This window comes from Simiaoa sp. (assembly GCF_051972595.1).
In the GTDB taxonomy this organism is placed as follows: Bacteria; Bacillota; Clostridia; order Lachnospirales; family Lachnospiraceae; genus Acetatifactor; species Acetatifactor hominis.
In genome coordinates this window covers 1-21,973 of the sequence record NZ_JBOKRY010000016.1, presented here as the reverse complement: position 1 = coordinate 21,973, position 21,973 = coordinate 1, and the positions used below count along the sequence as shown (strand labels likewise).

Sequence of the window (21,973 nt, the reverse complement as noted above, 5' to 3'; positions counted from 1 at the left end):
GTGATTTCTCTTACTCTCGTCTCAATTTATTTGCTGCCAGCTTGGTCAGCAGGTTCAGGATCAACACGATAATGATCAGAACGCAGCCGATACCGAAGGCGTTGTCGTACTGTCCCTTCTGCATCTGCAAATACAGCTCGATCGTCAGGGTACCGCCGGACTCCATTGCCTTGTGGGCCAGCTTCGCCAGATTGTCCCCGAAAGCTCCGGTGAACTTTGGCAGCTTATAGTCGCTTCCTGCGGTAAATAAGAGTGCTGCGGATTCTCCTACCATTCGTCCCAGCGCCAGGATGATACCGGTGACGATACCCGGCATAGAGGACGGCAGAAGAATGGTACGGATCATATGCCATTTTGTAGAGCCCATTCCCAGCGCACCGGTGCGATAGCTGTCCGGTACGGTACGCAGTGCTTCCTGCGTATTTCTGGTGATCAGGGGCAGCACCATCAGTACCAGGGTAAAAGAACCGGTGAGCAGCGAGTAACCAAATCCCAAAGTCTCTCCGAAGAAGATCATACCGAACAGTCCGAAAATGATAGAAGGAATACCGGACAGGGTCTCGGTGGTAAATTCAATGATGGAGACCAGCTTGCCGGGTTTGGCATATTCGTTCAGGTAAATAGCACTTCCCACGCCAATGGGGGTCGCGATCAACAGAGTGATCACGATGATGTACAGGGTATTTAACAGGTTGCCTGCAATACCCGTGGTCTGTTTTCTGGCACTGGTCACAGTCGTTAAAAAAGCCCAGTTCACGGTGTGAATGCCTTTCACAAAGACATACAGGATAATTCCCAGCAAAAGTGCCACCGCCAGTGTGGCGGAGATGTAAATCGCTGCCAGTAACAGCATGTCCGTGGGGCGTTTTCTTCTTACATATAAGGTGTCTTTATTCATTGTCGTCCGCCCCCTTTTTCAATATTTTATTGAGTACTACATTAATGATCATAATGAATACAAACAGCACCAGTCCGATGGTGAACAACACCTGTCTGTGCAGTCCGGAAGAATATCCCATCTCGCTGACAATGGCTGTGGTCAGGAATCGCACGGAGTTAAAGGGCAGGGGCACATTCACACTGCTGCCGGATACCAGCGTGATAGCCATAGCCTCACCGATAGCTCGTCCCACTCCCAGAACGATGGCGGTCACAATACCGGATTTGGCTGCCGGAAGGATGGACCGGAAAATGGTCTGCACGCGGGAAGCTCCCAGTGCCAGAGAGGACGATTTTATTCCGGCGGGAACGGCGCGTATGGAAGTCTCGCTGATATTGATCACCGTGGGCAGGATCATGATCGCCAGTACGATCACGGCAGACAACAGGTTCGCGCCTCCGGTGAACTGGTGTGTCGTGGATCCTTGGAAGATCAGTCTTTCTAATTTATACATGAGAGGATTTAATAAATAGATTCCCAACAGTCCGTAGATGACGGAAGGGATGCCGGCCAGCAGTTCTACCGCAGGCTTTACAATGGCAGCTAAGGTCTTAGGTGCCACCTCTGCCAGAAATACAGCTGTCAGTACGCCGATGGGCACACCCAATAAAATTGCCAGAGTCGTACCGATGATGGATGTCAGAATGACCCACAGAATACCGAATTTTGGATCTGCAGCCGTCGGCATCCATTCCGTGCCGAACAGGATCTCTCCCAGACCCACTTTTAAGATCGCGGGGGTACCGCTGATGATCATATATAAGGTAATGGAAACTACCGCCAGTACGGCGAAGAAGGCACAAATCGTAAATACTATTTGTGCCACAGTTTCCACAACCGCTTTATTTTTTCTGTTTCCCATTACGGAAGCGTGTGTTCCACTATTCATCGCTTTTTTCCTTTTTCTGTGTCAGGCTATTACTTTACAGTGATCAGACCAACTTCGGAAGCAACCTGCTGTCCTTCGTCACCCAGTACAAAGTCGAACCATGCCTGTACCAGATCGTTCTGATCGGAGACCTCACCTTTGGTAGCCATTACGAAAGGTCTGCTTAAGAAGTAGTTACCGGCCTTGATGTTCTCTGCGGTAGCTTCTACACCTTCCAGGGAAAGTGCCTTAACACTATCATCCAGTGCATCCAGGGAAGCATATCCGATAGCTCCGGGAGTAGATGCTACTTTAGCGATTACTGCACCGGTGCTGTCCAGTTCGTTTGCATATTTGCAGGCATCCTGCAGGTCAACCAGCTCTTCAAAAGCTCCTCTGGTACCGGAACCTGCCTCACGGCCGATTACGATGATAGGCTCATCTGCGCCACCGACTTCTTTCCAGTTGGTAATTGTGCCATTGTAGATGTTAGTCAGCTGCTCTTTGGTCAGATCTGCTACTTCGTTAGCGGGGTCTACACATACTGCAATACCGTCGATTGCTACTATGTTCTCTACAACGCCTGCTGCCTTTTCCTCATCCTTTAAGCTTCTGGAAGAGTTACCGATATCTGCGGTTCCGTTGGTAACAGCTTCGATGCCTGCGCCGGATCCTACGAACTCAGCAGTTACGGTTACATCAGGATATTCTTCCATGAAAGCTTCGCTCAATGCATTGGCTAACTTCTCCATAGAAGTACTTCCCACCATGGAAATGCTGCCGGACAGATCTGCGGTGGTTTCGGCAGGAGCTGCTTCACTGCTTGCTGCCACAGTGCTTTCTGCTGCGCTGCTCTCTACTGCGGAAGGCTGTGCTGTGGTTGCATCACCGTTACCGCATGCAACCAATGCGGTTACTGCTAATATTCCTGCTCCGATCAGAGCTAATAATTTGCTGTGTCTTACTCTCATAATAATGTCCTCCATGTGTTTGTTTTTCTTTCTCTTGATTACGCAATCATACTAACATGGGGGAAATTCACATAATATCACAGTCCGGTAATTTATTTGTAAGAATTAGGTAAAATCAGATGCTCTCTAAGATTCCGTCGGCGATGGCCCGGGCGATCTCGTCAAACCGGCTGTCAAAGAGTTCGTTGTCCGCATCCGTATTGATAAATCCCACTTCTATCAGCACAGCCGGCATATTTGTGCTGTTGAGCACCACCAGATTCGGTCTTTCATTCACTCCCAGATTCACGAACCCCACCTGCTCCAGTCCGGCATTGATGTTGTACGCCATCCTGGCTGCCGCTCCATAGCGGTTGTAGACTAAGCTCTCCACTCCACTGTACTGGTTCGGATAAGGACTGGAATTGCGATGGATCGAGACAAAATAATCTCCTCCCACCTCATTTCCCTCCTGTGCCTTCTGATAGGGGGACTCATAGATATCTGTGGTCCGGGTGTAATACACATCCACTCCGTTTTCTTCTAAGATGCTTCCCACCGCCAGTGTCAGCGCCAGCGCATCCTCACTTTCTTTTCTTCCATTATACGTGGCTCCGGGGTTCGCACCACCATGCCCCGCATCCAATACGATCAATGACATAAAAAAACTCCCGCATATCCTTTTGTTTCATGATATGCGGGAGTTTCCCCATTTAGATATTTTTTGCTTACTTTAAAATTGCTGCCGTCACTTCCTGCGGAATCACAAATTCCGGTGCTCCCATAGAACCGGGAGCCACTTCGTATTCGTCAAAGGCAATGACCAGTTCGTCTTTTTCATTAAAATAGAAGTTCGTCTGCCCCGTGATCCCCTGAAAATTGAATTCCGGCATATCGTCATTATCCAGGAAATAGATCACGCCTTCGTCCGCCGCCATCTGCTCCTGCATCTGGGTCTTAATGTTCTCGCTGATCACGGAAATATAGTCGCTCCCTTCCACAAACAGATCTTCCAGTGTCACCACATTTCCCGTCTGTTTATCAATCGTATAAAACTGATTATGCTCGTAGCCGCTGGCTTCCGTCTCCAACACGCTTAATTTTACGGTGTAATACCTGGCATTGTCCGTAACAACCTCCTGTGTTACATGCAGACCATGATATCCTTCCTCGGATAAGGTATCCTCGAACTGACGGATCAGTTCCTCTACCGTAGCCTCCATATTCTGGTTGACCGCTTCCACACCGTCTTCCGACAGATTTGCTACCGCAGCCTCCTGTCCGTCACTGGCTCCTTCCACATTTCCGGCAGCTGTGCCCTCAGGAGCGGCTGCCGCTTCTCCAACGGGAGCACCTTCTCCCGCATCTTCTCCATAATTGATCTGTGCAAGTTCTACTTCAGCATTATGGTTCTCGTCACTGTAATTGTACTGCCGCACTGTTACCAGCCTAAAAAAGCCACCCAGCAGCGGAATATTTTCCATGGCATGGGCTATCTGTATATTGGTATTTGGCAGTGCGATCATCACGACTGCTGCAGCAGCCACTGCCGTCCATGCAGAACGTCTCCTGGCGTGCTCTGCTCTTTTTTTCTCCATCCGGGCTCTGTCGATACCTGCCTGCAGCCGTTCCCGTCCCGCTTCGGGTATTATCATATTCTCATACTCCTCTTTTAATTGTCTCAACTGTTCCTGTTCTGTCATATCTATTCTCCATCTGCCCGGTCGGTTCGGACCGGTCATGTTATCTCTTCCTATATCTTCCTATATCTCTTTGTCTGTATCTGTCTTATGGCCTGCATATATATGATGTCGGGGCAAAATCCCACGACTTTGACTACGGATTGCTCAGCCCATGCTACCCTCGAGGTTCAGCCGCAGTTTTTTCATCACCCGGTATAGCCTGCTCTTTACCGTACTCAGGTTCTCATCCAGGATCTTCGCGATCTCCTCCAGCTGCCTGTCCTCAAAAAATCGTAGGACTACGATGGCACGATCCTTTGGGTCAAGATTTTCTATTGCGCGCTTTAAATCAATATTTTCATAGATATCTTCACTTGCCGCCTGGATCTCCTCCACATCCACGCTCTCCTTCCGGCTGCGCAGGAAGCTGCACGCCTCGTTGATCACGATCCGGTACACCCAGGTCTCCACGTATTGCGGCTCCTTCAGGCTTTCACTTTTTAAAATGGCTTTATAGGCTGCTTCCTGTACAATATCCAGCGCGTCCGCTTCATTATGTACATAACTATAAGCAAGACGGTAATACTTCTCATACCCTTCCGTCAGGGCACGCTCCACCGCCTGTTCTTTTTTTTTGTCCGACATATATCCTTTCCTCACTTTTGAAAACTGCATGCAATTATTTTTCGGTATTTATTGTAACACATATTCTTTTGATATATTCTACTATTTTGACGCTGTATTCCCGCAAAAAGTTTCACCGACAAAAAATATTCCAGACTGAGTTTTTTTTCTTTTTTCTTTTAGTTTCTTTTTTTCTTTTAGTTTTCTATCATTTTTGACGCAAATAAGCGGCATACGTCTCTTCATCAAGACATACACCGCTTGTCATGTTTATACTGTTACACCCTTTGCCAGTACGCTCCCACATTCCCACTTTTATTCAATTACTATGTCAGATACTTATTCTTCCTCAGAACCACTCTTTTTTCTTACATAGAATACGGCTCCAAAAACATTCAGTATAATACAGATACCTATAATAATGATTATCGTATTATTCCATGCATATTTTGAAGTGCTGTCATCTGTCTTAGGTGCAGGAATGGTTTCATCAGATTTGTTGTCTGCCTGACCGTTATCACTCATAATCTTGGCATCAACAACAATCGTGTAATCTGATGCATGGGTAAATACAAGTTCCACATTTCCATCCGGATCAATCTGTCCGGCGCTGATAAATTCCGATTCATATTTCCCTGTTTCGTAATTTAGTATTTTCCATACCGGATTTAATTGTTCATCCGTTAACGGAGTAACCTGATTGTCTTTATCCAGCCATGCAAAAATTATCTGTTCTGATTCTATCCATGTTAAGTTTTTATCCTTCTTTATCTCATCAATATTCTCCTAAATATTTTTCTAGTCATTGCAATATAAAATTGCTTATACAGTCTCTCCCTTAAGAGTCCTGGTATTCTGGATAATATACAGAGCGACCGATATGACCATCATTATAGCGCACAAACCAATCAACAGATCTGATACCATCGGTGTAATGTGGAACCATATAATATGCACCGCTGCAGTTCCATATAATAAAAAGGTTACTATCTTTCCATGCCAGTCTGCACCATGTACTTTTCCTGTCTTTCGTATCACAAGACATCCACTGACTACCATATACAGCTCCTTACCTGCCATTATTACGATTAAAAGAAGCATATGCGGAAAACGAGTAAACAGACAGATTAACATCGCTGCCTGTGTCAGCTTATCAGCCACTGGATCAAGTATTTTTCCTAAATTACTAATCCTATGGAATCTTCTTGCGATATATCCATCAGCAAGATCCGTAAGACCAGACAGCAATAAGATTTCACCAGCTAACAGAGGATTTTTCTTTACACAATAACTCCATATAATTACCAGAATCAGACAAAGCCGAAAAAAAGAAAGAAGATTAGGAACCGTAATAATTCTATTCAAATTTTCTTCCTGATTCACTTCACTCTGCATGTACGGTCACATCACTTTCCTTTTTTTTAGACATAAACCAATAAAATATAACACAAAATGCTAAAGCAAACACAACACCAAAAACATTTTGAATCACTCTAAGACTAACCGCTCCTTGTAGTCCATAAGTCTCTGCAGCAATGGCTAAAGCACCAAATGTGTTAAATAATGCCTGCCAGCCATATTGTGCTGAAAATCCTACACCGATTCCACCAAGAATTCCTATATATGCATAGATTGACGAAGGAAGCAGAAAATATAATACTGTAAAACATATAACACCTGCAATATTTCCGACAATCCTTTTACGGACTCTGTAGTGCATATCTTCCATAAACGGCAAAATCGCGGACATGGCCGCAATACCAGCCCACATTGCACGTGGCATATTACAAAGTTCTGCAATGCAAAGGACAATCGGTACGCATAAAATCTGACATATCTGCCATTTTGTTCTGGAAGAAGTGATATCAAATTCTTGTATCAGATCTTTCAGATTTCTTTTATAAGTTCTGTTTTTATGATTTCGATAAAATACAAAGCAGGTAAGTGCTGCACCTAAAGCCATTCCGACTAATCGCATCTGATAGCTTTTTCCCGTAACATCATAACCATATAGCAGCAGATACCCAAGAACCAATGTAGATTGATTAAACATGAATGGATTATGGCATCCGAACAGAATCAACACAGCCAGTGCCGCAATATTTAACAGCATTCCCAATACCGGTGAAAACTGATTTGCTAAATGCGGACATACAGTCATAATTACAAAGAACAAAGCCAAAAGCATCGTAGATTGTCCGGTGTGGATCCCCAGATCCGCATTCCGAAATACCATAAGGCATAATAAAACTACTACACCCACAATACTATTCTCATTTCCAAATAAGATACTGAAAATAGTAACAAATAAAAAACAAAATGCCATTGTAACAGCTATCTTTACCAAATATACCAGTATATGATATGATTTTTCTTTCACTGTTTCACTCTTTTTCAACAGATTTTTAGAACCTGCCTGATTTAACTGCAATTCCTGATAAAATGTCATGTAATTCCTCCTCTATCTGTTTTTCTTAAACTTATATGGCCTCATCTTTCTGTATTGGAAGCTCTACAACAAATCTGCATCCACCATATTCCCGGTTTTCTGCCTTGATTGTCCCGCCAGCACTATCTACGATCCGTTTCACAAGTGCAAGACCGAGACCATTTCCTTCTGCTTTGTGAGAACCGTCTGCCTGATAAAATTTATCAAATATTCTGGTTTTCACATCATCCTCTATTCCCGGTCCTTCATCTTCCAGAATAAACATTACAGAATCCTTTTCCTGCTTCAAAAACATCATAATTGTCCCCTTTGCAGGACTGAACTTAATCGCATTATCTAAAAGATTCATCCATATATGCATAAAAAGTCCTTCATTCCCAGTATATTTAACTTCCTCAAGCTCTACCTGGAAACCAATTTCTTTTTCTGTCCATTTTGTCTCCAGGGAAAGAAATGCCTGACGGATCTGTTCATCCAAACGATATTCTGTTTTTTTCATTGGTATGTTCTGATTCTCTAACTTGGATAACAGCAAAATATTTCCAACCAATCCGGAAAGCCTTTGGGTATTAAACAGGATTTTTTCTACATATTCCTCTTGCTCCTGAGACAGTTCTTCTCCCTGAAGAAGCATTGTATACCCTTCAATGGCATTGATCGGGGTCTTAAACTCATGAGAAACATTAGATACAAAATCCATCTGCAGCACCTCTGTTGCACGAAGTTCTTTTGTCATAACGTTAAAACTCTGATAAGATTCTCCAACTTCTGCTATACGGCTGTTCGTTTCCAAATGCTGTTTAAAATCTCCCCGAGAAACTTCCTTCATTGCTTTACTAAGTCTGGTAATTGGTTCCAGTAACTTTGCATTAATAAAGGAAGTGATCAGCCCTGCAATCAATGTATTGAAAATCAAAAGCCAGCCAAGCACAGGTATGCTGCCCGGCAGATGAAAAAAATGATTCAAAAAAGCAAATAATAAAGCAGATATGACTGTTGAAAATACAAGTGCCAGCCAGATTGCACCAGTCAGACAGGATCGGATCCGCAATCCTTTTTCTTTCTTTTGTTCCATTATTTTTTCACCACCTTGTATCCAATTCCACGCATTGTTACGATTTCAAAATCAGGGTTATCTTTAAAACGCTCTCTGATTCTTCCTATATGTACCTCTATCGTATGTGGGTCTGCCTCCGTCTCGTATCCCCATACTTCATCCATCAACTGTTGTTTTGTAAATGTTCTGCCTGGCGAAGCTGCAAGCTTATATAAAAGCAGGAATTCTTTTTTAGGCAAAACAAGACTTTCCTTATCAGTTATAACCGTCATTGCATCATAATCAAACTCTGTTGAACCGATCACAATTTTGTGTTCATTCAGTATCTGTGCACGGCGAAGCAGTGCTCCGACTCTTAAAACCATTTCATTCACATTTACCGGTTTTACCATATAATCGTCACTTCCCGAAAGAAATCCCTGGCGCATATCATCAAAGGAACCTTTCGCAGTGATCATAAGCACTGGTATCTGATATCCTGCTGAACGAAGTTCCGACACCAGTTCATAGCCATCCATAACCGGCATCATAATATCGGAAATGATCAGATCAATATATTCCTTATCCAACACTTCTAATGCCTGTGCTCCATCCGATGCACTTTTGACCTGATATCCATTCTTCTCAAGCACTTTTTGGAATAGCTGGCTTAATTCTTTATCATCTTCTACAATTAATATTTGAAACACGATCTTCTTCCTCCTTTATCAGAACAGATATCTTGCCCATCCAAGCAGATGCTGTACCAAAAGTATGTTTCTCTGACGCTTCTTTGTCAATTCAATTGGCTCTACATGATACGGATCACGATAGGTTCCATCTTCCAATACCTGTCGGGACACTCTTTCATATTCCATCATGCCTTCTTCCAACTGTTTATTAATCTCTTTGCTACGTATTACAAGCATCAGTTCCGTATCCAGATACGTGCTTCTCATATCCATGTTAAAGGAACCGATTACGGATAGATCATCATCAATCAGGATGCTTTTTCCGTGGTAAGAATAGCCGCCTTCATACTCCCAGATATCAATTCCTGTATTTAAAATTCTGTTTCTGTTTCTCGCATAATCAGCAGAACCAAACGGATTTCCATTGTTGGCAACCGAATTGGTCATGATAGAAAAATCCGGAACTCTCTCCGCAATCTCTTTCCATGTATTATACATCATATCATTGCAGATAATATATGGTGTATGAATTTTCACGCGCTCTTTTGCATTTTTCATTAGTTCTCCCAGTTGATACCAGACTACTGGTTCCTTGGGACCTGTGTGGATAGGATTTGACACTAATGCAATCTTTTCTGTCTCAAAAGTTTCGTCCGTGTAATCGGTATCGCAGATTCTTTCCTTATTCTCTTCAAAATATTTCTGATAGCCGTTCTGTAGCTCTAAAACTGCGTTCTTTACAGATTTTCTATTTGCCAGTTTTTTATTGTCATGAAAATAACCACTGTCTTCTTGTTCCCATATCGTTTCAAAATACTCTAACAACTGGTTAACTGAATTTTCTTTCTCAGGTTCATCGCAAACCACTAACACGTCTCTGTCATAGTTCTTATGTCCCGGAAAATCACCCAGGAAATAATTGTATGTATTTCTTCCCCCAAGAATATATCTCTTTCCATCTGCAATCAAATATTTATCATGCATTCTACCCATCATCTTCCACGGTTTCAACGGATTGGCCTTATTATACAGTTTAATTTCAACATTCTCATGGGAAGATAATCCATAGAAATACGGATTTCCTTCCATATCAATCCAGCTCTCCATTCCATCTACTAACAGACGAATATGTACACCTCTGTCTGCCGCATCATGCAGTGCTCCTAAAATCAATTTTCCACTTTCATCGGATTGAAATGCAAAAGTAGAAAGAACAATTTCCTTTTTTGCATTCTTGATCAAACGCACTCTTTGTAAAAGCGCTTCTGGATTCTTTTCTATGATTACTGCCCGTTCTGTATTTTCACTGCATTCGTTCCATGACCCATTTTTTGTTTCTTTTTTGGTTGTATTGGACACTTCCGGCTGCTTTTTATATGCAACGCAGATTCCGAGCAATTCATAAAAAGCCACACATAAAAAAATTGCCAGTATAACAAGAAGGATTTTACATATTTTATACTTTTTCATTGTACATCACCTGATTCCTTTTTATTTCATACTTATACAATACAAAGTCAATCTCAATTTAACCTCAACAAGGTTTGTTTTTTCATCCAGCAAAATCTTCTTTGTACAACAGACTATTAGATATAGCAAAAACGGCCTTTCAAAAACAGTTAACTTCTAAATCAACTGTTTTTTGAAAGGTCGTTTCATCAGATTCTTATAGCAATCCAGCAAATAATCTCATAAATAATTGTCCCAGTCGCAAATATGCACTTCGTCCGGTTTGATATTGGTCTGTCACATCACGACATTCTCCCATCGTTCTTATCAGATCATTTTTTATTTCCACAACTGCCTGACAATCTGCCATAAAACAGCCGTTTTCAAAATGGTGATATAAACTTCTATAATCCAGATTAATTGTTCCACAAGTTGCCATACAGTCATCTGCCACACTCATTTTGGCATGACAGAAACCAGGAGTCCACTCATAAACACGAACACCATGTTTAACTAATCCATGATAAAAAGAACGAGTTATATTATAAATGAATTTTTTATCAGGGATACCAGGTGTGATAATTCTTACGTCTACCCCTCGCTTAGCAGCCAGACATAACGCATGCGTCATTTCATCTGTTATGATTAGATATGGAGTCATAAACCAACAATATTTTTCAGCTTTATTTATCATACTGATATAAACTTCTTCTCCTACTTGCTCATTATCCATAGGGCTGTCTGCATAAGGTTGAACAAACCCAGTTTGCTGTGCCGCATAATCATAGTGGAAAAGGTATTTACTAAAATCAGAATCATTAGCATCCTTATTACTTACTGCATTCCACATTTCCAAAAATGTCACCGTAAGCGACTGAACAGCATCTCCTTCTAAACGAATACCTGTATCTTTCCACTGTCCATACGGGTGTGTGTAATTAAAATATTCGTTTGCTAGATTATATCCACCTGTAAATCCAACTTTTCCATCAATAACTGTTATTTTTCTATGATCACGATTGTTCAAAAACAGATTTAAACCTGGCATAAACGGATTGAATACACGGCAATGAATTCCTATTGCCTCCATCTTTTTCACAAAATCTGTGTTAATAAAGCCTATAGAACCCATATCATCGTAGAATACTCTAACTTCCACACCTGCTTTTACTCGCTCTTCCAGAACATCTTGAATCTTATGCCATGCTTCAGCGTCTTCTATCGCATGATATTCCATAAAGATAAACTTCTGTGCTTTCTCCAAATCCTTAAGCTGTGCCTCTAATCCTTTCACTGCTTCATCAAAATACACAATATCCGTATTCTGATAGATTGGATACTGCGAATTTCTTTGTATGTAACTTGCTATATTTCCTGCTTTCGGAATTGTTTCTTTTATTCTGCTCAAACACTCCTGACTGTCCGGAAGCATTGGTAACAATTTGCTATCAATTTCTGCATATCGCTCACGCATTTTATGTGTGCCACCATTCAAACCAATCAACAAATACAGGCCTACACCCATAATTGGGAAAATTAGAATTAAGATGACCCAAGGCATTTTCATAGAGGATGTCTTATTTGATGCGTACAATCCCAAAACCAAGATCCCACTCAAAATCCTTGTAAATAAATTTATGATTTCTGCATATTCATTCAAGCGTGTTACGATAGTAATAATAAAAATCACTTCCAGAAGAATGCAGATTATGGAAAAACACAGCCGTTTTACCCCATTTTTTGTTTTTGCTTTGCCCTCTAAAGTATCTTGTTTCATATATATTCCACCTTCCTACTTGCTCAGTTTTCTCCCTAAATTTCGTAGAACATACCAATTTTGTCTTTTATTCTCTGCATTTCATTATCTGCTTCAATGATAGCTCTTGCAGAATGAAGTAATTCTTCACTTATCTCATCATAGCCAGGCATTTCTTCAATTCCTTTTTTATAGCGAAGTTGATGTTCCAATGTTGCCCAGAAATCCATACCATTGGTTCGAATCTGTAATTCTACACGCATAGGTGTTTTACCCTTAGCAAAAAATACTGGTATTTCAACAATCATATGATAGCTTCGATAACCATTCGATTTTGGATTTTTTATATAATCTTTTATTTCAATAACTTTAATATCATCCTGTTGGGTAATTAAATCTGATATCATATAAATATCGTCAATAAACGCACAAACTATTCGAACGCCTGCTACATCATTGAGATATGTCTGTATATTTTCTGTTGTAAATTCATATCCCATCTTCTGCAGTTTATCGTAAATACTATTGGGCTTCTTAATTCTTGTTTTTATAAAAGAAATAGGATTTCGATTGTTCTCAGCTGAAAATTCATCATCCAAAACCTCAAGTTTAGTTTGTATCTCCCGAATAGCACAACGATACATCATCATTAAATTATAAAATTTTGTAGCATTATTTAAAAACTGTAGTGATTCCGGACTGTCCATCCTGAGTTTTTTTACTTCATCTTTTATCATGGAACTTTCCTTTCTACCTCATCCCTGATTTCAAAACATTATTTATTTTGATAGTTGATTCGTTCTCCTTGAATTACTGGATAACAAATCATTTTATCACTATCCAGATTTTCTACATGCATATCTACTGCACTGATCTGATGGTTTTCATAAGTATTGTAATAATAAATACCTTTTGTAACATTACAACACGACGTATACAATGTGATTTCATATTTTCCATCCGCTACTTCGCAACATCCTCGTTGCTGATCCACAGATCCGAGAATGTGGAAGAATTGGCTAACGCTTTCTTCCTCTGATTCACCTGAAATTGCATTTACCTTTGTAAAAGCTACACGTACAAATCGTGAGGAAGAGGAGAGATCTCCCGGAAGACCTAATCCTCCCATACCTCTACTATATGCATCAAGAGCCAAATTTTCGCAGAAAGTATTTCTGGGCTGTTTAGGAGATAAATACATATAATTATTTAGTTGAAACATCTGCTGTGGAAATGGCGGATTATTCGTAAGCACTCCTACTGGATTGTCATAAATATGCAAACCATCTGACATAGATTCTACCGTAATTGACTCATTCTCATCAGAAATGATCCAGTGTAATTGTGCTAATGGTAATTGCTCGCTGAAAGGAGTATTAACAATATTAATTCGTTCAAGAAGCTCGCGAACTTCAACTAAAGAAGAACACTGACTTAAAATCCACGGAATAAATTCAAACTGTGCAATATTTTCCACATCTGGCTTAATCGCGGCATAAACAGCATTTCCGACAAAATTCAGTCCTGCCATTGCCACTCCTTTTTCATTCATAGCATCATAATACAAAGGATAATCCTCTGCAACATGAGCCATTCCAATAATTGCATAATGATTTTTCATATCGCCAACATGGCGAAAATTAAACGCATAATTACGTGGTGTAATTACTATCTGATCACCATAAGAGAATTCATAATCGAGGGTTCGTCCAAAGTAAAAATCTTTTGTTTTATAAGTTGCTGCTGTACACATGATCGTTTATCCTCCTAAATAGATTGAAATATGTCAATGATTTTTTTCTTGAACAATAGTATAGCACAATTCTTTTATTTTGTTCCAACTTCATACATGATCATAACATGTAAACTTTAAACTATTTTCCTAGATTATTTCTCCATCAGTTTTTCAAACCAGGTATCCATAGCTAGGATGAATTGACCTACGTCTGGCAATTCTTGCAGCATTTCGTTTCTCGTATATATATTTTACCACATACTTTTTCCAAAGGCACTGACTTCTCAACCCTTAATTTTCATCTCTGCTATTATACGTTCTTCCCTCTGTCTCTCTTCACAATAATCCCAGAAGTCTTTCAATGCTTCCTCATCCGATTTCCACGGCAATGGTATGGGATCCAATTCATCTAATCGCTTCACAAGTTTGCGTACCTCTTCGGTATCGAACTCCTCATCACTTGCCTCCCATTACATAAAAATCCAGTTTTTCATTTATCATTCTGATTTCTTCGTCTTTAGTCATGTTAAAACCTCACTACATTATATACGTGACAGTTTTCGACAAAATCATACAAATTTTTTGAAATTATTTTCTATTCCTGACTGCTTCGGATGCACAAACCTCCGATGCACAAAAGATCCCGGGCTGCTCACCCGGGATCCTTTGAAAAGAGATGTATGAAACTATGCGTTGCATTTGTTCCTGTCAGTTCAAAATGTAAGCTCTTACATTTTGAACCATAATTATTTTACCATTATTTCGACTATTTGGCAAACAGATTTCTTGTCATTGCGACTTTTTCGCACTTTTAGCCAAAATCAGGACTTCTTTTTTGTCTAATCCTCATATTTAAAGTAGTCAAAATCCGCTGTCTTGCGGCTTCCACAGCCTCCGTTGTTGGCATAGATGCCTACCAGCGTACCGGTATGGCGTTTGGGATCGTCGGGAACACCCTCGTCGCAGAGGTAAATGCAATTTTCCAAAACGTCTACCAGTTCCCAGTTCTCCCCGTCATAGCTGTAATAGAAAGCTCTGGTCAGCTTCTCCACCACTACCTTCAGATACACAGGGGCTTCCTTCACATTGTCCACTTCCGCCATCAGTTCCTCACCATGGTTGCGGTTGATGACCAGTTGGATCTTCCGTCCGCCCTCATAGCACAGAGAGCATCTGGCATAGGTGGCTGTGCTGTAATAGCAGGTCAGTCCCGCCTGTTCTCCGTCCTTATCCGGGTAGAACTCCAGCTTCGTCTCCGCCACGTAGGACAGCTCCTGTTCTCTGCGTAACAACGTATTTTTCGCACGGATCTCATTCAGCTGTCCGTCTCTGGTCCAGATCCGGAAATATCCGGGACGTTCCGTCAGTGACCAGGATCCGTTGTCCGGGTTGCGCACGAACTCCCATTCCAGGTTCAGCTTGGTATCATCAAAGTCATCGAACAGATTTCTCTCATAAATGCACTCAGGAAGATTGGGTGCAACCTGTGTCAGGCTGGGACCTTTTCCTTCGTTGACGGTAAACCAGCCGTCCTTCGTCCACTGTACGGGATCCAGCGCCGACTCTCTGCCCACGGTCGTATAGTTGCCCTCGTTGGGTCTGCCACAGAGATAATAACACCACCACTGACCGTTCTGATCCTGTACCAGCTTGCCGTGTCCGGCTCTCTGAATGGGTGCCGCAGGGTCCTTCTGACGCATGACCGGATTGTAGGGGGAGCACTCATAGGGACCGTAGAAGTTCTTACTTCTTCCCACATTGATCCCGTGACCGTAACCGGTGCCACCCTCAGCCACGATAGCGTAATAATAGCCGTCCTTTTTCATGATATGGGGACCTTCGGAGCAGCGCTCGCCCGTGCCTTCCCATGCGGTCTTCGCAGGACCCGCCACTGCCAGTCCGTCCGCCGTCAGTGGAACTGCCTGTGCTGCCTTGGCAATGATCATATATCTGCTGCCGTCATCATCCACAAACAGGGACGGATCAATATCGTCCACTTCCAGACATACCGGCTTGCTGTAAGGGCCTTCCGGCTTATCGGATACCATCACCAATTGTCTTCGCATCACATTATTGTCACGCTTGCCGTCCGCATTCAGACGCAAAGTTACATAAATATAGTATTTTCCGTCCACATATTCGATATCCGGTGCCCAAATGCCGTGGGAATCCCGGATGTCACTGATGTCCAGCCACTCCGGATTCGTGATGGCATGGCCGATGATATGCCAGTGCACCATATCTCTCGAATGGGAAATGGGGATTGCCGGAAAATACTGGAAGCTGGAATTCACCATGTAATAATCGTCACCGACACGGATCACAGATGGATCCGGGAAAAAGCCTCGCTGTACAGGATTGTGATAGGTTCTTAGTTCGCTCATAGGGGTCTCCTTTTATCACTCATAATTATACTGTAAGTGTAGCTTCTTCCCGGACTTCTGTCGTGCCAGTTTTCTTTTTATTTTATGACAAATATTGCGTTAAATACAGATTGATCCTCCGGAATTATTCCATGATGGAGTACTGCATCCACTCATACAACAGCTTCGTGCCCTCCATGATCTCTGGCGGGAGCAGCGCACGCGCTACCAGCTTTAATTCATCGGATTCGATGTCCGTTCTGCGAAGATGGGCATAATCGCCATCAATGCTTTCTACGATATATTCAAAACGATTCATAGGGATACCTCTTTCTTTGATGTGTTTGAGATAAGTTTAAGAGGTTTTTGTGGGAGAGTCAAGGAAATCCGCTGTATCTTCGAAAATCGCTCTGCTTCGCACTTATAATTCGACGCAGCAGCGGCTTATCGCATAAATTGCTTCGCAATTCATGCGATATCCGCTGGACTTCGTCATATCCGTGACATAAAAAGTACCCGATCCCCCAAGCAAGCTTGGAGATCGGGTATTTTGCACATCCACGTTTATATCTTCGAAAATCGCTCTGCTTCGCAGAGCACGTGCTTCGCACTTATGATTTTCTCGATAAACACCCATAAAAAACAAATGCCACACCCGAAGGTGTGGCGCTTGTTTTTTCTATGGGTGTTTACATCATTCCGCCCATGCCGGCTCCACCGGCGGGCATTGCGGGAGTCTCTTCCTTGATGTTAGCTACAACGCTTTCGGTAGTAAGCAGTGTGCTTGCTACGCTGGTAGCGTTCTGCAGAGCACTTCTGGTAACCTTTGCAGGATCCAGGATGCCGGCACTTACCATATCTACATATTCCTCTTTCAGAGCATCGAAGCCGACACCGACCTCAGACTCACGTACCTTATTGATGATAACGCTGCCTTCCAGTCCTGCGTTTGCTGCGATGTGATACAGAGGAGCTTCCAGTGCTTTCAGGACGATGCCTGCACCAGTCTTCTCATCACCTTCCAGAGTAGCTGCCAGTTTGGCAACTTCCTTGGATGCATGAATATATGCGGAGCCACCGCCACAGATGATACCTTCCTCTACTGCTGCTCTGGTAGCTGCCAGTGCATCTTCCAGACGAAGCTTAGCTTCCTTCATCTCGGTCTCGGTAGCAGCACCTACACGGATGACTGCAACACCACCGGACAGCTTAGCCAGTCTCTCCTGTAACTTCTCTCTGTCAAAATCAGAAGTGGTCTCTTCGATCTGCTTCTTGATCTGTGCGATTCTGGACTGTAATGCTTCCTTGTCGCCTTCACCGTCTACGATCACGGTGTTCTCTTTCTGAACCTTAACGGATTTTGCACGGCCCAGCATATCCATTGTGGTATCCTTCAGCTCATAACCAAGCTCGGAACTGATCACGGTACCGCCGGTCAGGATTGCGATATCCTCCAGCATAGCTTTTCTTCTGTCACCATAGCCGGGAGCCTTAACAGCTACTACATTGAAAGTACCACGCAGCTTGTTGACGATCAGGGTGGTCAGTGCCTCGCCCTCTACATCCTCAGCGATGATCAACAGCTTAGCGCCGGACTGAACGATCTGCTCTAACAGGGGCAGGATCTCCTGAATGTTGGAGATCTTCTTATCAGTGATCAGAATATAAGGATTATCCAGAACTGCTTCCATCTTATCCATATCGGTTGCCATGTAAGCGGAGATATAACCTCTGTCAAACTGCATACCTTCTACCAGATCCAGTTCGGTCTGCATGGTCTTGGACTCTTCAATGGTGATAACACCGTTGTTGCTTACCTTCTCCATAGCATCTGCGACCAGCTGTCCTACAGCTTCATCTCCTGCGGAGATTGCTGCTACTCTTGCGATGTGCTCCTTACCGTTTACCTTCTGGCTCATCTTACCGATGGCTTCTACTGCACATGCGGTTGCTTTCTTCATACCTTTTCTCAGGATGATGGGATTAGCACCTGCTGCCAGGTTCTTCATACCTGCATTTACCATAGCCTGTGCCAGAACGGTTGCGGTTGTAGTACCATCACCGGCTACATCGTTGGTCTTGGTAGCTACTTCTTTTACCAGCTGTGCACCCATGTTCTCGAATGCATCTTCCAGCTCGATCTCTTTTGCAATGGTAACACCATCGTTGGTGATCAGAGGTGCACCGAAGGACTTATCCAGTACTACGTTTCTTCCTTTGGGTCCTAAAGTTACTCTTACGGTATCTGCCAGCTGGTTAACACCAGCCTCTAATGCTGCACGGGCTTCTGCGCCGTATTTAATCTCTTTTGCCATAATAATCAGCCTCCAATTTATTTGTTCTTAGTCTTAATTTCTTTTTAGGTCTTTGCAATTACTGGTAACTATTCAGAATAGTTACAATTACTGAATGATTGCAAGGATATCGCTCTGTTTAACGATGATGTACTCTTCGTCATCCAGCTTTACTTCGGTTCCGGAATATTTGGAATAGATGACCTGATCGCCAACCTTAACTTCCATCTTTACTTCCTTGCCGTCTACAACACCGCCGGGGCCAACAGCAACAACTTCTGCCTGCTGGGGCTTTTCCTTATTCTGACCGGGGAGCACGATACCGGACTTGGTAGTCTCCTCTGCAACTAACTGTTTTAATACTACTCTGTCACCTAAGGGTTTCAAATTCATGACAATTGCCTCCTTATAACTATTTAAATATCATATTACTCTTCTTCATTTGTTAGCACTCATTTTTGTTGAGTGCTAATCTATATAGCTTATATTAGTTTTATATGCCGAGATTTTCAAACGCATTCACAGTTGTTTAAAATGCGATTTCTTTTATTTTCTCGTTTTTTCTCTTGTTTTCTGCTATTTTTATATTACATGTCTGAAAATGCGATTTAATATTTCGTTTATAATTCTGAAAATCCATATCCGGATCATCCTCTGCAAACTCCTATGCAAGCATGATTTATATCTGATGCATCGTATAAGCAAAAAGCAGCCTGGGGTCCTATGATCATCCCAAGCTGCTCCTGTTCTGCTCTGTATTTACTATGTGACCCACTCGCCCTATGCGGTCTTAGACTCCTCATGCCATTTCTGCCACTTCTTCTTATAGATAAAGAAGCAGGGGATTCCTACGAATACCATTCCACCTAAAATATTGCCGATGGTAACGGGAATAAAGTTGTTCAGGCTGTGAAGCACTGTCAGTCCCTGGATCTGCTCGGCGGTCAGGCCGTAAGCTTCCTGTGCCTTTGCCACATAAGCGGGATTCTGTGCAGCCATCATGCCTACGGGAATGTAGAACATATTTGCAACACAGTGCTCAAAACCGCCGACTACGAATGCCATGATCGGGAAGAAGATCGCCCAGACCTTACCTACGATATCCGTAGCTGCCGCTGCCATCAGGATCGCAATACATACCAGAATATTGCACAGGATGCCGGAGGTGACTCCCTTCAGAGGAGAAATGCCTACCTTGCCGACTGCCACTTTGATGGCATAGGCACCCAAAAGCCCACCGGTGTAATCCAGATTACCGGAAAAATAAATCAGGGTATCAATGATCAGCGCACCGATCAGATTGCTGAAGTAAACCACGATCAGATTGCGGATACATTCGAACCAGGTCACCTTTTTGCCTACCACATCCATGACGATCAAGCAGTTACCGGTAAAAAGTTCTCCGCCCACAAATACAATGATCATCAGTCCCACAGGGAAGATGATGCCTGCCACGAATCGTGCCAGACCTACATTGTCAATGGCATGTGCTGCGGTACTGCTGGTAGCTCCGCCCAGTGCGATGAACGCACCTGCCATAATGCCTAACAGGATCATCTTACCCAGGGGAAGATGCGCCTTGCCCTCTCCTGCTTTCATGTTGTTATCAATGACTTCCAACGGGGTATTAAAATGCTGTTCCATAGATTCCCTCATTTCCGTACAGCCCTTATCTGCCGTACTTTCTCATACTCATATAACGCCTATATTACACGAAAGCTGCGCAGAAAAGCAAGCTTTTCCCAGTATGTATCTGATTATATACATTTTTCTCATTTTCTTCTGCACTTTGTTTTCTAAGCAAAATTATTTTTGCAATTTTTTTGCCGATTTTTGCAAAAAAGTGGTAGACAAAAGCCAAATTGTGTACTATACTAAACATGTTCGGTGAGAGCCGAACCGCTTATATAAGTAGATTTCCGGAAGAATTCCCCTTTTACACAATTAAAGTGGCTGCAGGTTTCCCGCCTGCGGCTGCTTTAATTGTGTTATAAGTTATTTTTTGTGGTTTCCTTTGGAATTGCAAAAGTTTTTGCAAAAATTTAAAATTTTCACTTGCTAAATAGTAAACATCTATGCTATAATAGCTTTCGTCAGTGATTCAACTGATGCAATTTCATAGGGGAATAGTACAGCGGTAGTGCGGCGGTCTCCAAAACCGTTAACGGGGGTTCGATCCCCTCTTCCCCTGCTTTAAAAAGTCGATGTTATCGGCTTTTTTTATTGCTTTATTTACTAACACTTACTAACTGTTTTATTCATACGCTATGACACAATCTGAAAGGCTGCTGTTGTAGCGTTTTTGCATTCTTCCAGTTTTGCTTCCAGTTCTTTCGTAAGCCGAGTTGGAAATTCCATAAGGTTGCTATCAGTGTAGTACAATTCGGATTCCTATTTACCCTAAAAGAACATTCATCTGCGACTAGCTTTTGCTCTGATCTCAAGAATACCTGTCTGATGCATATTGGCTCATAATTATACGAAGCACCTCACTTTTATTCATTTTCATTCATTTCTTACTACTGGGTATTCATTTTTACTTTAAGTTGTCGTGCAATTTATTAGATTTGAATTTTGAAAGAGCCAGCACCTTGAATGGACTGGCTCTTTCAATATCTCATGTAATTGACAAACTGGAATTTTTCGTTCTGTTTCTAAACAAAACAGCCTGAAAAATAATCGTCTGAATTACTCTAAACCAAGTGTTATATATTGAGCTAATATTGCATTTATACTTTCTTTCTCTTCGGCTGTTACAGGTAAGTTCTGATTGTTCTCTTTATCATTGAATGTTCCACATTCCGAATGATAATAATATGTCCTTTCATCAATTATAAGTTTGCAATCATTGGCACATTCGGCAGTCCCTTCTGTGTTCCAGGTGCCATTTTCAATAATGTCTGCGATTATTTTTACTTCTTCTTCGGTCAAATCATAAATTTTATCTTCCTCTGTACGAGTAATTATTCCACTTGTTACAGGTGCTTCACTGCCAGTTGCTTTATCACAAGCGACGAATGACAACATGCAAATTAATACCCCAAATAATACCAATACCCTTTTCATAGCAATCCCTCCTTAAATTCCGATTTTCTCAATTCTCCAAACTTGAAGTTTCCATTTATTTCTTTTTGC

22 protein-coding genes, 1 tRNA gene and 1 pseudogene are annotated in these 21,973 nt (G+C 42.3%); 1 reads left to right on the top strand and 23 read right to left on the bottom strand.

Annotation, left to right across the window (positions count from 1 at the left end; all coding sequences use genetic code 11):
* Positions 1-10: 10 nt before the first annotated feature.
* From pstA to ACTRDR_RS07560, 22 genes and pseudogenes are all read right to left on the bottom strand, one after another.
* Positions 11-898: a phosphate ABC transporter permease PstA gene (pstA, locus tag ACTRDR_RS07665; protein WP_440526758.1), complete on the bottom strand. Its 888-nt coding sequence runs from the start codon at positions 896-898 to the stop codon at positions 11-13.
* Positions 891-1,829: a phosphate ABC transporter permease subunit PstC gene (gene pstC, locus ACTRDR_RS07660; protein WP_440526756.1), complete on the bottom strand. Its 939-nt coding sequence runs from the start codon at positions 1,827-1,829 to the stop codon at positions 891-893. The genes pstA and pstC overlap by 8 nt, the downstream gene beginning before the upstream one ends.
* A gap of 29 nt (positions 1,830-1,858) precedes the next feature.
* Complete coding sequence (locus tag ACTRDR_RS07655) at positions 1,859-2,779, bottom strand: phosphate ABC transporter substrate-binding protein (protein ID WP_440526754.1); 921 nt, start codon at positions 2,777-2,779, stop codon at positions 1,859-1,861.
* Between the two features lie 118 nt (positions 2,780-2,897).
* Positions 2,898-3,419, bottom strand: a pseudogene (locus tag ACTRDR_RS07650) (N-acetylmuramoyl-L-alanine amidase family protein); the annotation flags it as partial.
* 67 nt (positions 3,420-3,486) lie between these two features.
* Positions 3,487-4,461 carry an RsiV family protein gene (locus ACTRDR_RS07645; protein ID WP_440526753.1) on the bottom strand — a complete coding sequence of 325 codons (975 nt, stop codon included), beginning with the start codon at positions 4,459-4,461 and terminating at the stop codon, positions 3,487-3,489.
* 144 nt (positions 4,462-4,605) lie between these two features.
* Positions 4,606-5,085 (bottom strand): sigma-70 family RNA polymerase sigma factor, encoded by a 480-nt coding sequence (locus tag ACTRDR_RS07640; RefSeq protein ID WP_440526751.1) that lies wholly within the window; start codon positions 5,083-5,085, stop codon positions 4,606-4,608.
* Between the two features lie 81 nt (positions 5,086-5,166).
* Positions 5,167-5,310, bottom strand: a complete 144-nt coding sequence (locus ACTRDR_RS07635) for a hypothetical protein (RefSeq protein WP_440526749.1) — start codon at positions 5,308-5,310, stop codon at positions 5,167-5,169.
* A gap of 93 nt (positions 5,311-5,403) precedes the next feature.
* A complete protein-coding gene (locus tag ACTRDR_RS07630; RefSeq protein ID WP_176862258.1) occupies positions 5,404-5,646 on the bottom strand; it encodes a hypothetical protein in 243 nt (80 codons plus the stop codon).
* A gap of 240 nt (positions 5,647-5,886) precedes the next feature.
* Positions 5,887-6,459, bottom strand: coding sequence for a CDP-alcohol phosphatidyltransferase family protein (locus tag ACTRDR_RS07625; protein ID WP_440526747.1), 573 nt, complete (start codon positions 6,457-6,459; stop codon positions 5,887-5,889).
* Complete coding sequence (locus ACTRDR_RS07620) at positions 6,449-7,513, bottom strand: FUSC family protein (RefSeq protein WP_440526745.1); 1,065 nt, start codon at positions 7,511-7,513, stop codon at positions 6,449-6,451. Before ACTRDR_RS07620 ends, ACTRDR_RS07625 begins: the two co-directional genes overlap by 11 nt.
* A gap of 31 nt (positions 7,514-7,544) precedes the next feature.
* Positions 7,545-8,588, bottom strand: coding sequence for an ATP-binding protein (locus ACTRDR_RS07615; protein WP_440526743.1), 1,044 nt, complete (start codon positions 8,586-8,588; stop codon positions 7,545-7,547).
* Complete coding sequence (locus ACTRDR_RS07610; protein WP_440526741.1) at positions 8,588-9,259, bottom strand: response regulator transcription factor; 672 nt, start codon at positions 9,257-9,259, stop codon at positions 8,588-8,590. The genes ACTRDR_RS07615 and ACTRDR_RS07610 overlap by 1 nt, the downstream gene beginning before the upstream one ends.
* 18 nt (positions 9,260-9,277) lie before the next feature.
* Complete coding sequence (locus tag ACTRDR_RS07605; RefSeq protein ID WP_440526739.1) at positions 9,278-10,711, bottom strand: phospholipase D family protein; 1,434 nt, start codon at positions 10,709-10,711, stop codon at positions 9,278-9,280.
* Positions 10,712-10,907: 196 nt separating this feature from the next.
* Positions 10,908-12,467: a cardiolipin synthase gene (gene cls, locus ACTRDR_RS07600; protein ID WP_440526737.1), complete on the bottom strand. Its 1,560-nt coding sequence runs from the start codon at positions 12,465-12,467 to the stop codon at positions 10,908-10,910.
* 35 nt (positions 12,468-12,502) lie between these two features.
* Positions 12,503-13,183 carry a GTP pyrophosphokinase gene (locus ACTRDR_RS07595; RefSeq protein WP_118547576.1) on the bottom strand — a complete coding sequence of 227 codons (681 nt, stop codon included), beginning with the start codon at positions 13,181-13,183 and terminating at the stop codon, positions 12,503-12,505.
* Between the two features lie 38 nt (positions 13,184-13,221).
* Positions 13,222-14,199 carry a choloylglycine hydrolase gene (bsh, locus tag ACTRDR_RS07590; protein ID WP_005347230.1) on the bottom strand — a complete coding sequence of 326 codons (978 nt, stop codon included), beginning with the start codon at positions 14,197-14,199 and terminating at the stop codon, positions 13,222-13,224.
* A gap of 266 nt (positions 14,200-14,465) precedes the next feature.
* Positions 14,466-14,603: a hypothetical protein gene (locus ACTRDR_RS07585; protein WP_413088277.1), complete on the bottom strand. Its 138-nt coding sequence runs from the start codon at positions 14,601-14,603 to the stop codon at positions 14,466-14,468.
* 417 nt (positions 14,604-15,020) lie between these two features.
* Positions 15,021-16,565, bottom strand: coding sequence for a glycoside hydrolase family 43 protein (locus ACTRDR_RS07580; protein ID WP_440526735.1), 1,545 nt, complete (start codon positions 16,563-16,565; stop codon positions 15,021-15,023).
* 124 nt (positions 16,566-16,689) lie between these two features.
* Positions 16,690-16,863, bottom strand: a complete 174-nt coding sequence (locus tag ACTRDR_RS07575; protein WP_022153764.1) for a hypothetical protein — start codon at positions 16,861-16,863, stop codon at positions 16,690-16,692.
* Positions 16,864-17,233: 370 nt separating this feature from the next.
* Positions 17,234-18,859: a chaperonin GroEL gene (gene groL / locus ACTRDR_RS07570; RefSeq protein ID WP_440526734.1), complete on the bottom strand. Its 1,626-nt coding sequence runs from the start codon at positions 18,857-18,859 to the stop codon at positions 17,234-17,236.
* An 87-nt stretch (positions 18,860-18,946) separates the two neighbouring features.
* Positions 18,947-19,231: a co-chaperone GroES gene (gene groES / locus ACTRDR_RS07565; protein ID WP_022153767.1), complete on the bottom strand. Its 285-nt coding sequence runs from the start codon at positions 19,229-19,231 to the stop codon at positions 18,947-18,949.
* 387 nt (positions 19,232-19,618) lie between these two features.
* Positions 19,619-20,482, bottom strand: coding sequence for a formate/nitrite transporter family protein (locus ACTRDR_RS07560; protein ID WP_440526732.1), 864 nt, complete (start codon positions 20,480-20,482; stop codon positions 19,619-19,621).
* 476 nt (positions 20,483-20,958) lie between these two features.
* Here ACTRDR_RS07560 and ACTRDR_RS07555 point away from each other — a divergent pair.
* Positions 20,959-21,029: transfer RNA gene (locus tag ACTRDR_RS07555), tRNA-Trp, on the top strand.
* Positions 21,030-21,526: 497 nt separating this feature from the next.
* Here ACTRDR_RS07555 and ACTRDR_RS07550 read toward each other — a convergent pair.
* Positions 21,527-21,904 carry a hypothetical protein gene (locus ACTRDR_RS07550; RefSeq protein WP_003509342.1) on the bottom strand — a complete coding sequence of 126 codons (378 nt, stop codon included), beginning with the start codon at positions 21,902-21,904 and terminating at the stop codon, positions 21,527-21,529.
* Positions 21,905-21,973 lie beyond the last annotated feature (69 nt).

Excerpts from the sequence above, each read along its gene's own strand:
- pstA (WP_440526758.1), bottom strand. The coding sequence starts at position 898 with ATGAATAAAGACACCTTATATGTAAGAAGAAAACGCCCCACGGACATG.
- pstC (WP_440526756.1), bottom strand. The coding sequence starts at position 1,829 with ATGAATAGTGGAACACACGCTTCCGTAATGGGAAACAGAAAAAATAAA.
- ACTRDR_RS07655 (WP_440526754.1), bottom strand. The coding sequence starts at position 2,779 with ATGAGAGTAAGACACAGCAAATTATTAGCTCTGATCGGAGCAGGAATA.
- ACTRDR_RS07645 (WP_440526753.1), bottom strand. The coding sequence starts at position 4,461 with ATGACAGAACAGGAACAGTTGAGACAATTAAAAGAGGAGTATGAGAAT.
- ACTRDR_RS07640 (WP_440526751.1), bottom strand. The coding sequence starts at position 5,085 with ATGTCGGACAAAAAAAAAGAACAGGCGGTGGAGCGTGCCCTGACGGAA.
- ACTRDR_RS07635 (WP_440526749.1), bottom strand. The coding sequence starts at position 5,310 with ATGAAGAGACGTATGCCGCTTATTTGCGTCAAAAATGATAGAAAACTA.
- ACTRDR_RS07625 (WP_440526747.1), bottom strand. The coding sequence starts at position 6,459 with ATGCAGAGTGAAGTGAATCAGGAAGAAAATTTGAATAGAATTATTACG.
- ACTRDR_RS07620 (WP_440526745.1), bottom strand. The coding sequence starts at position 7,513 with ATGACATTTTATCAGGAATTGCAGTTAAATCAGGCAGGTTCTAAAAAT.
- ACTRDR_RS07615 (WP_440526743.1), bottom strand. The coding sequence starts at position 8,588 with ATGGAACAAAAGAAAGAAAAAGGATTGCGGATCCGATCCTGTCTGACT.
- ACTRDR_RS07605 (WP_440526739.1), bottom strand. The coding sequence starts at position 10,711 with ATGAAAAAGTATAAAATATGTAAAATCCTTCTTGTTATACTGGCAATT.
- cls (WP_440526737.1), bottom strand. The coding sequence starts at position 12,467 with ATGAAACAAGATACTTTAGAGGGCAAAGCAAAAACAAAAAATGGGGTA.
- ACTRDR_RS07595 (WP_118547576.1), bottom strand. The coding sequence starts at position 13,183 with ATGATAAAAGATGAAGTAAAAAAACTCAGGATGGACAGTCCGGAATCA.
- bsh (WP_005347230.1), bottom strand. The coding sequence starts at position 14,199 with ATGTGTACAGCAGCAACTTATAAAACAAAAGATTTTTACTTTGGACGA.
- ACTRDR_RS07580 (WP_440526735.1), bottom strand. The coding sequence starts at position 16,565 with ATGAGCGAACTAAGAACCTATCACAATCCTGTACAGCGAGGCTTTTTC.
- ACTRDR_RS07575 (WP_022153764.1), bottom strand. The coding sequence starts at position 16,863 with ATGAATCGTTTTGAATATATCGTAGAAAGCATTGATGGCGATTATGCC.
- groL (WP_440526734.1), bottom strand. The coding sequence starts at position 18,859 with ATGGCAAAAGAGATTAAATACGGCGCAGAAGCCCGTGCAGCATTAGAG.
- groES (WP_022153767.1), bottom strand. The coding sequence starts at position 19,231 with ATGAATTTGAAACCCTTAGGTGACAGAGTAGTATTAAAACAGTTAGTT.
- ACTRDR_RS07560 (WP_440526732.1), bottom strand. The coding sequence starts at position 20,482 with ATGGAACAGCATTTTAATACCCCGTTGGAAGTCATTGATAACAACATG.
- ACTRDR_RS07550 (WP_003509342.1), bottom strand. The coding sequence starts at position 21,904 with ATGAAAAGGGTATTGGTATTATTTGGGGTATTAATTTGCATGTTGTCA.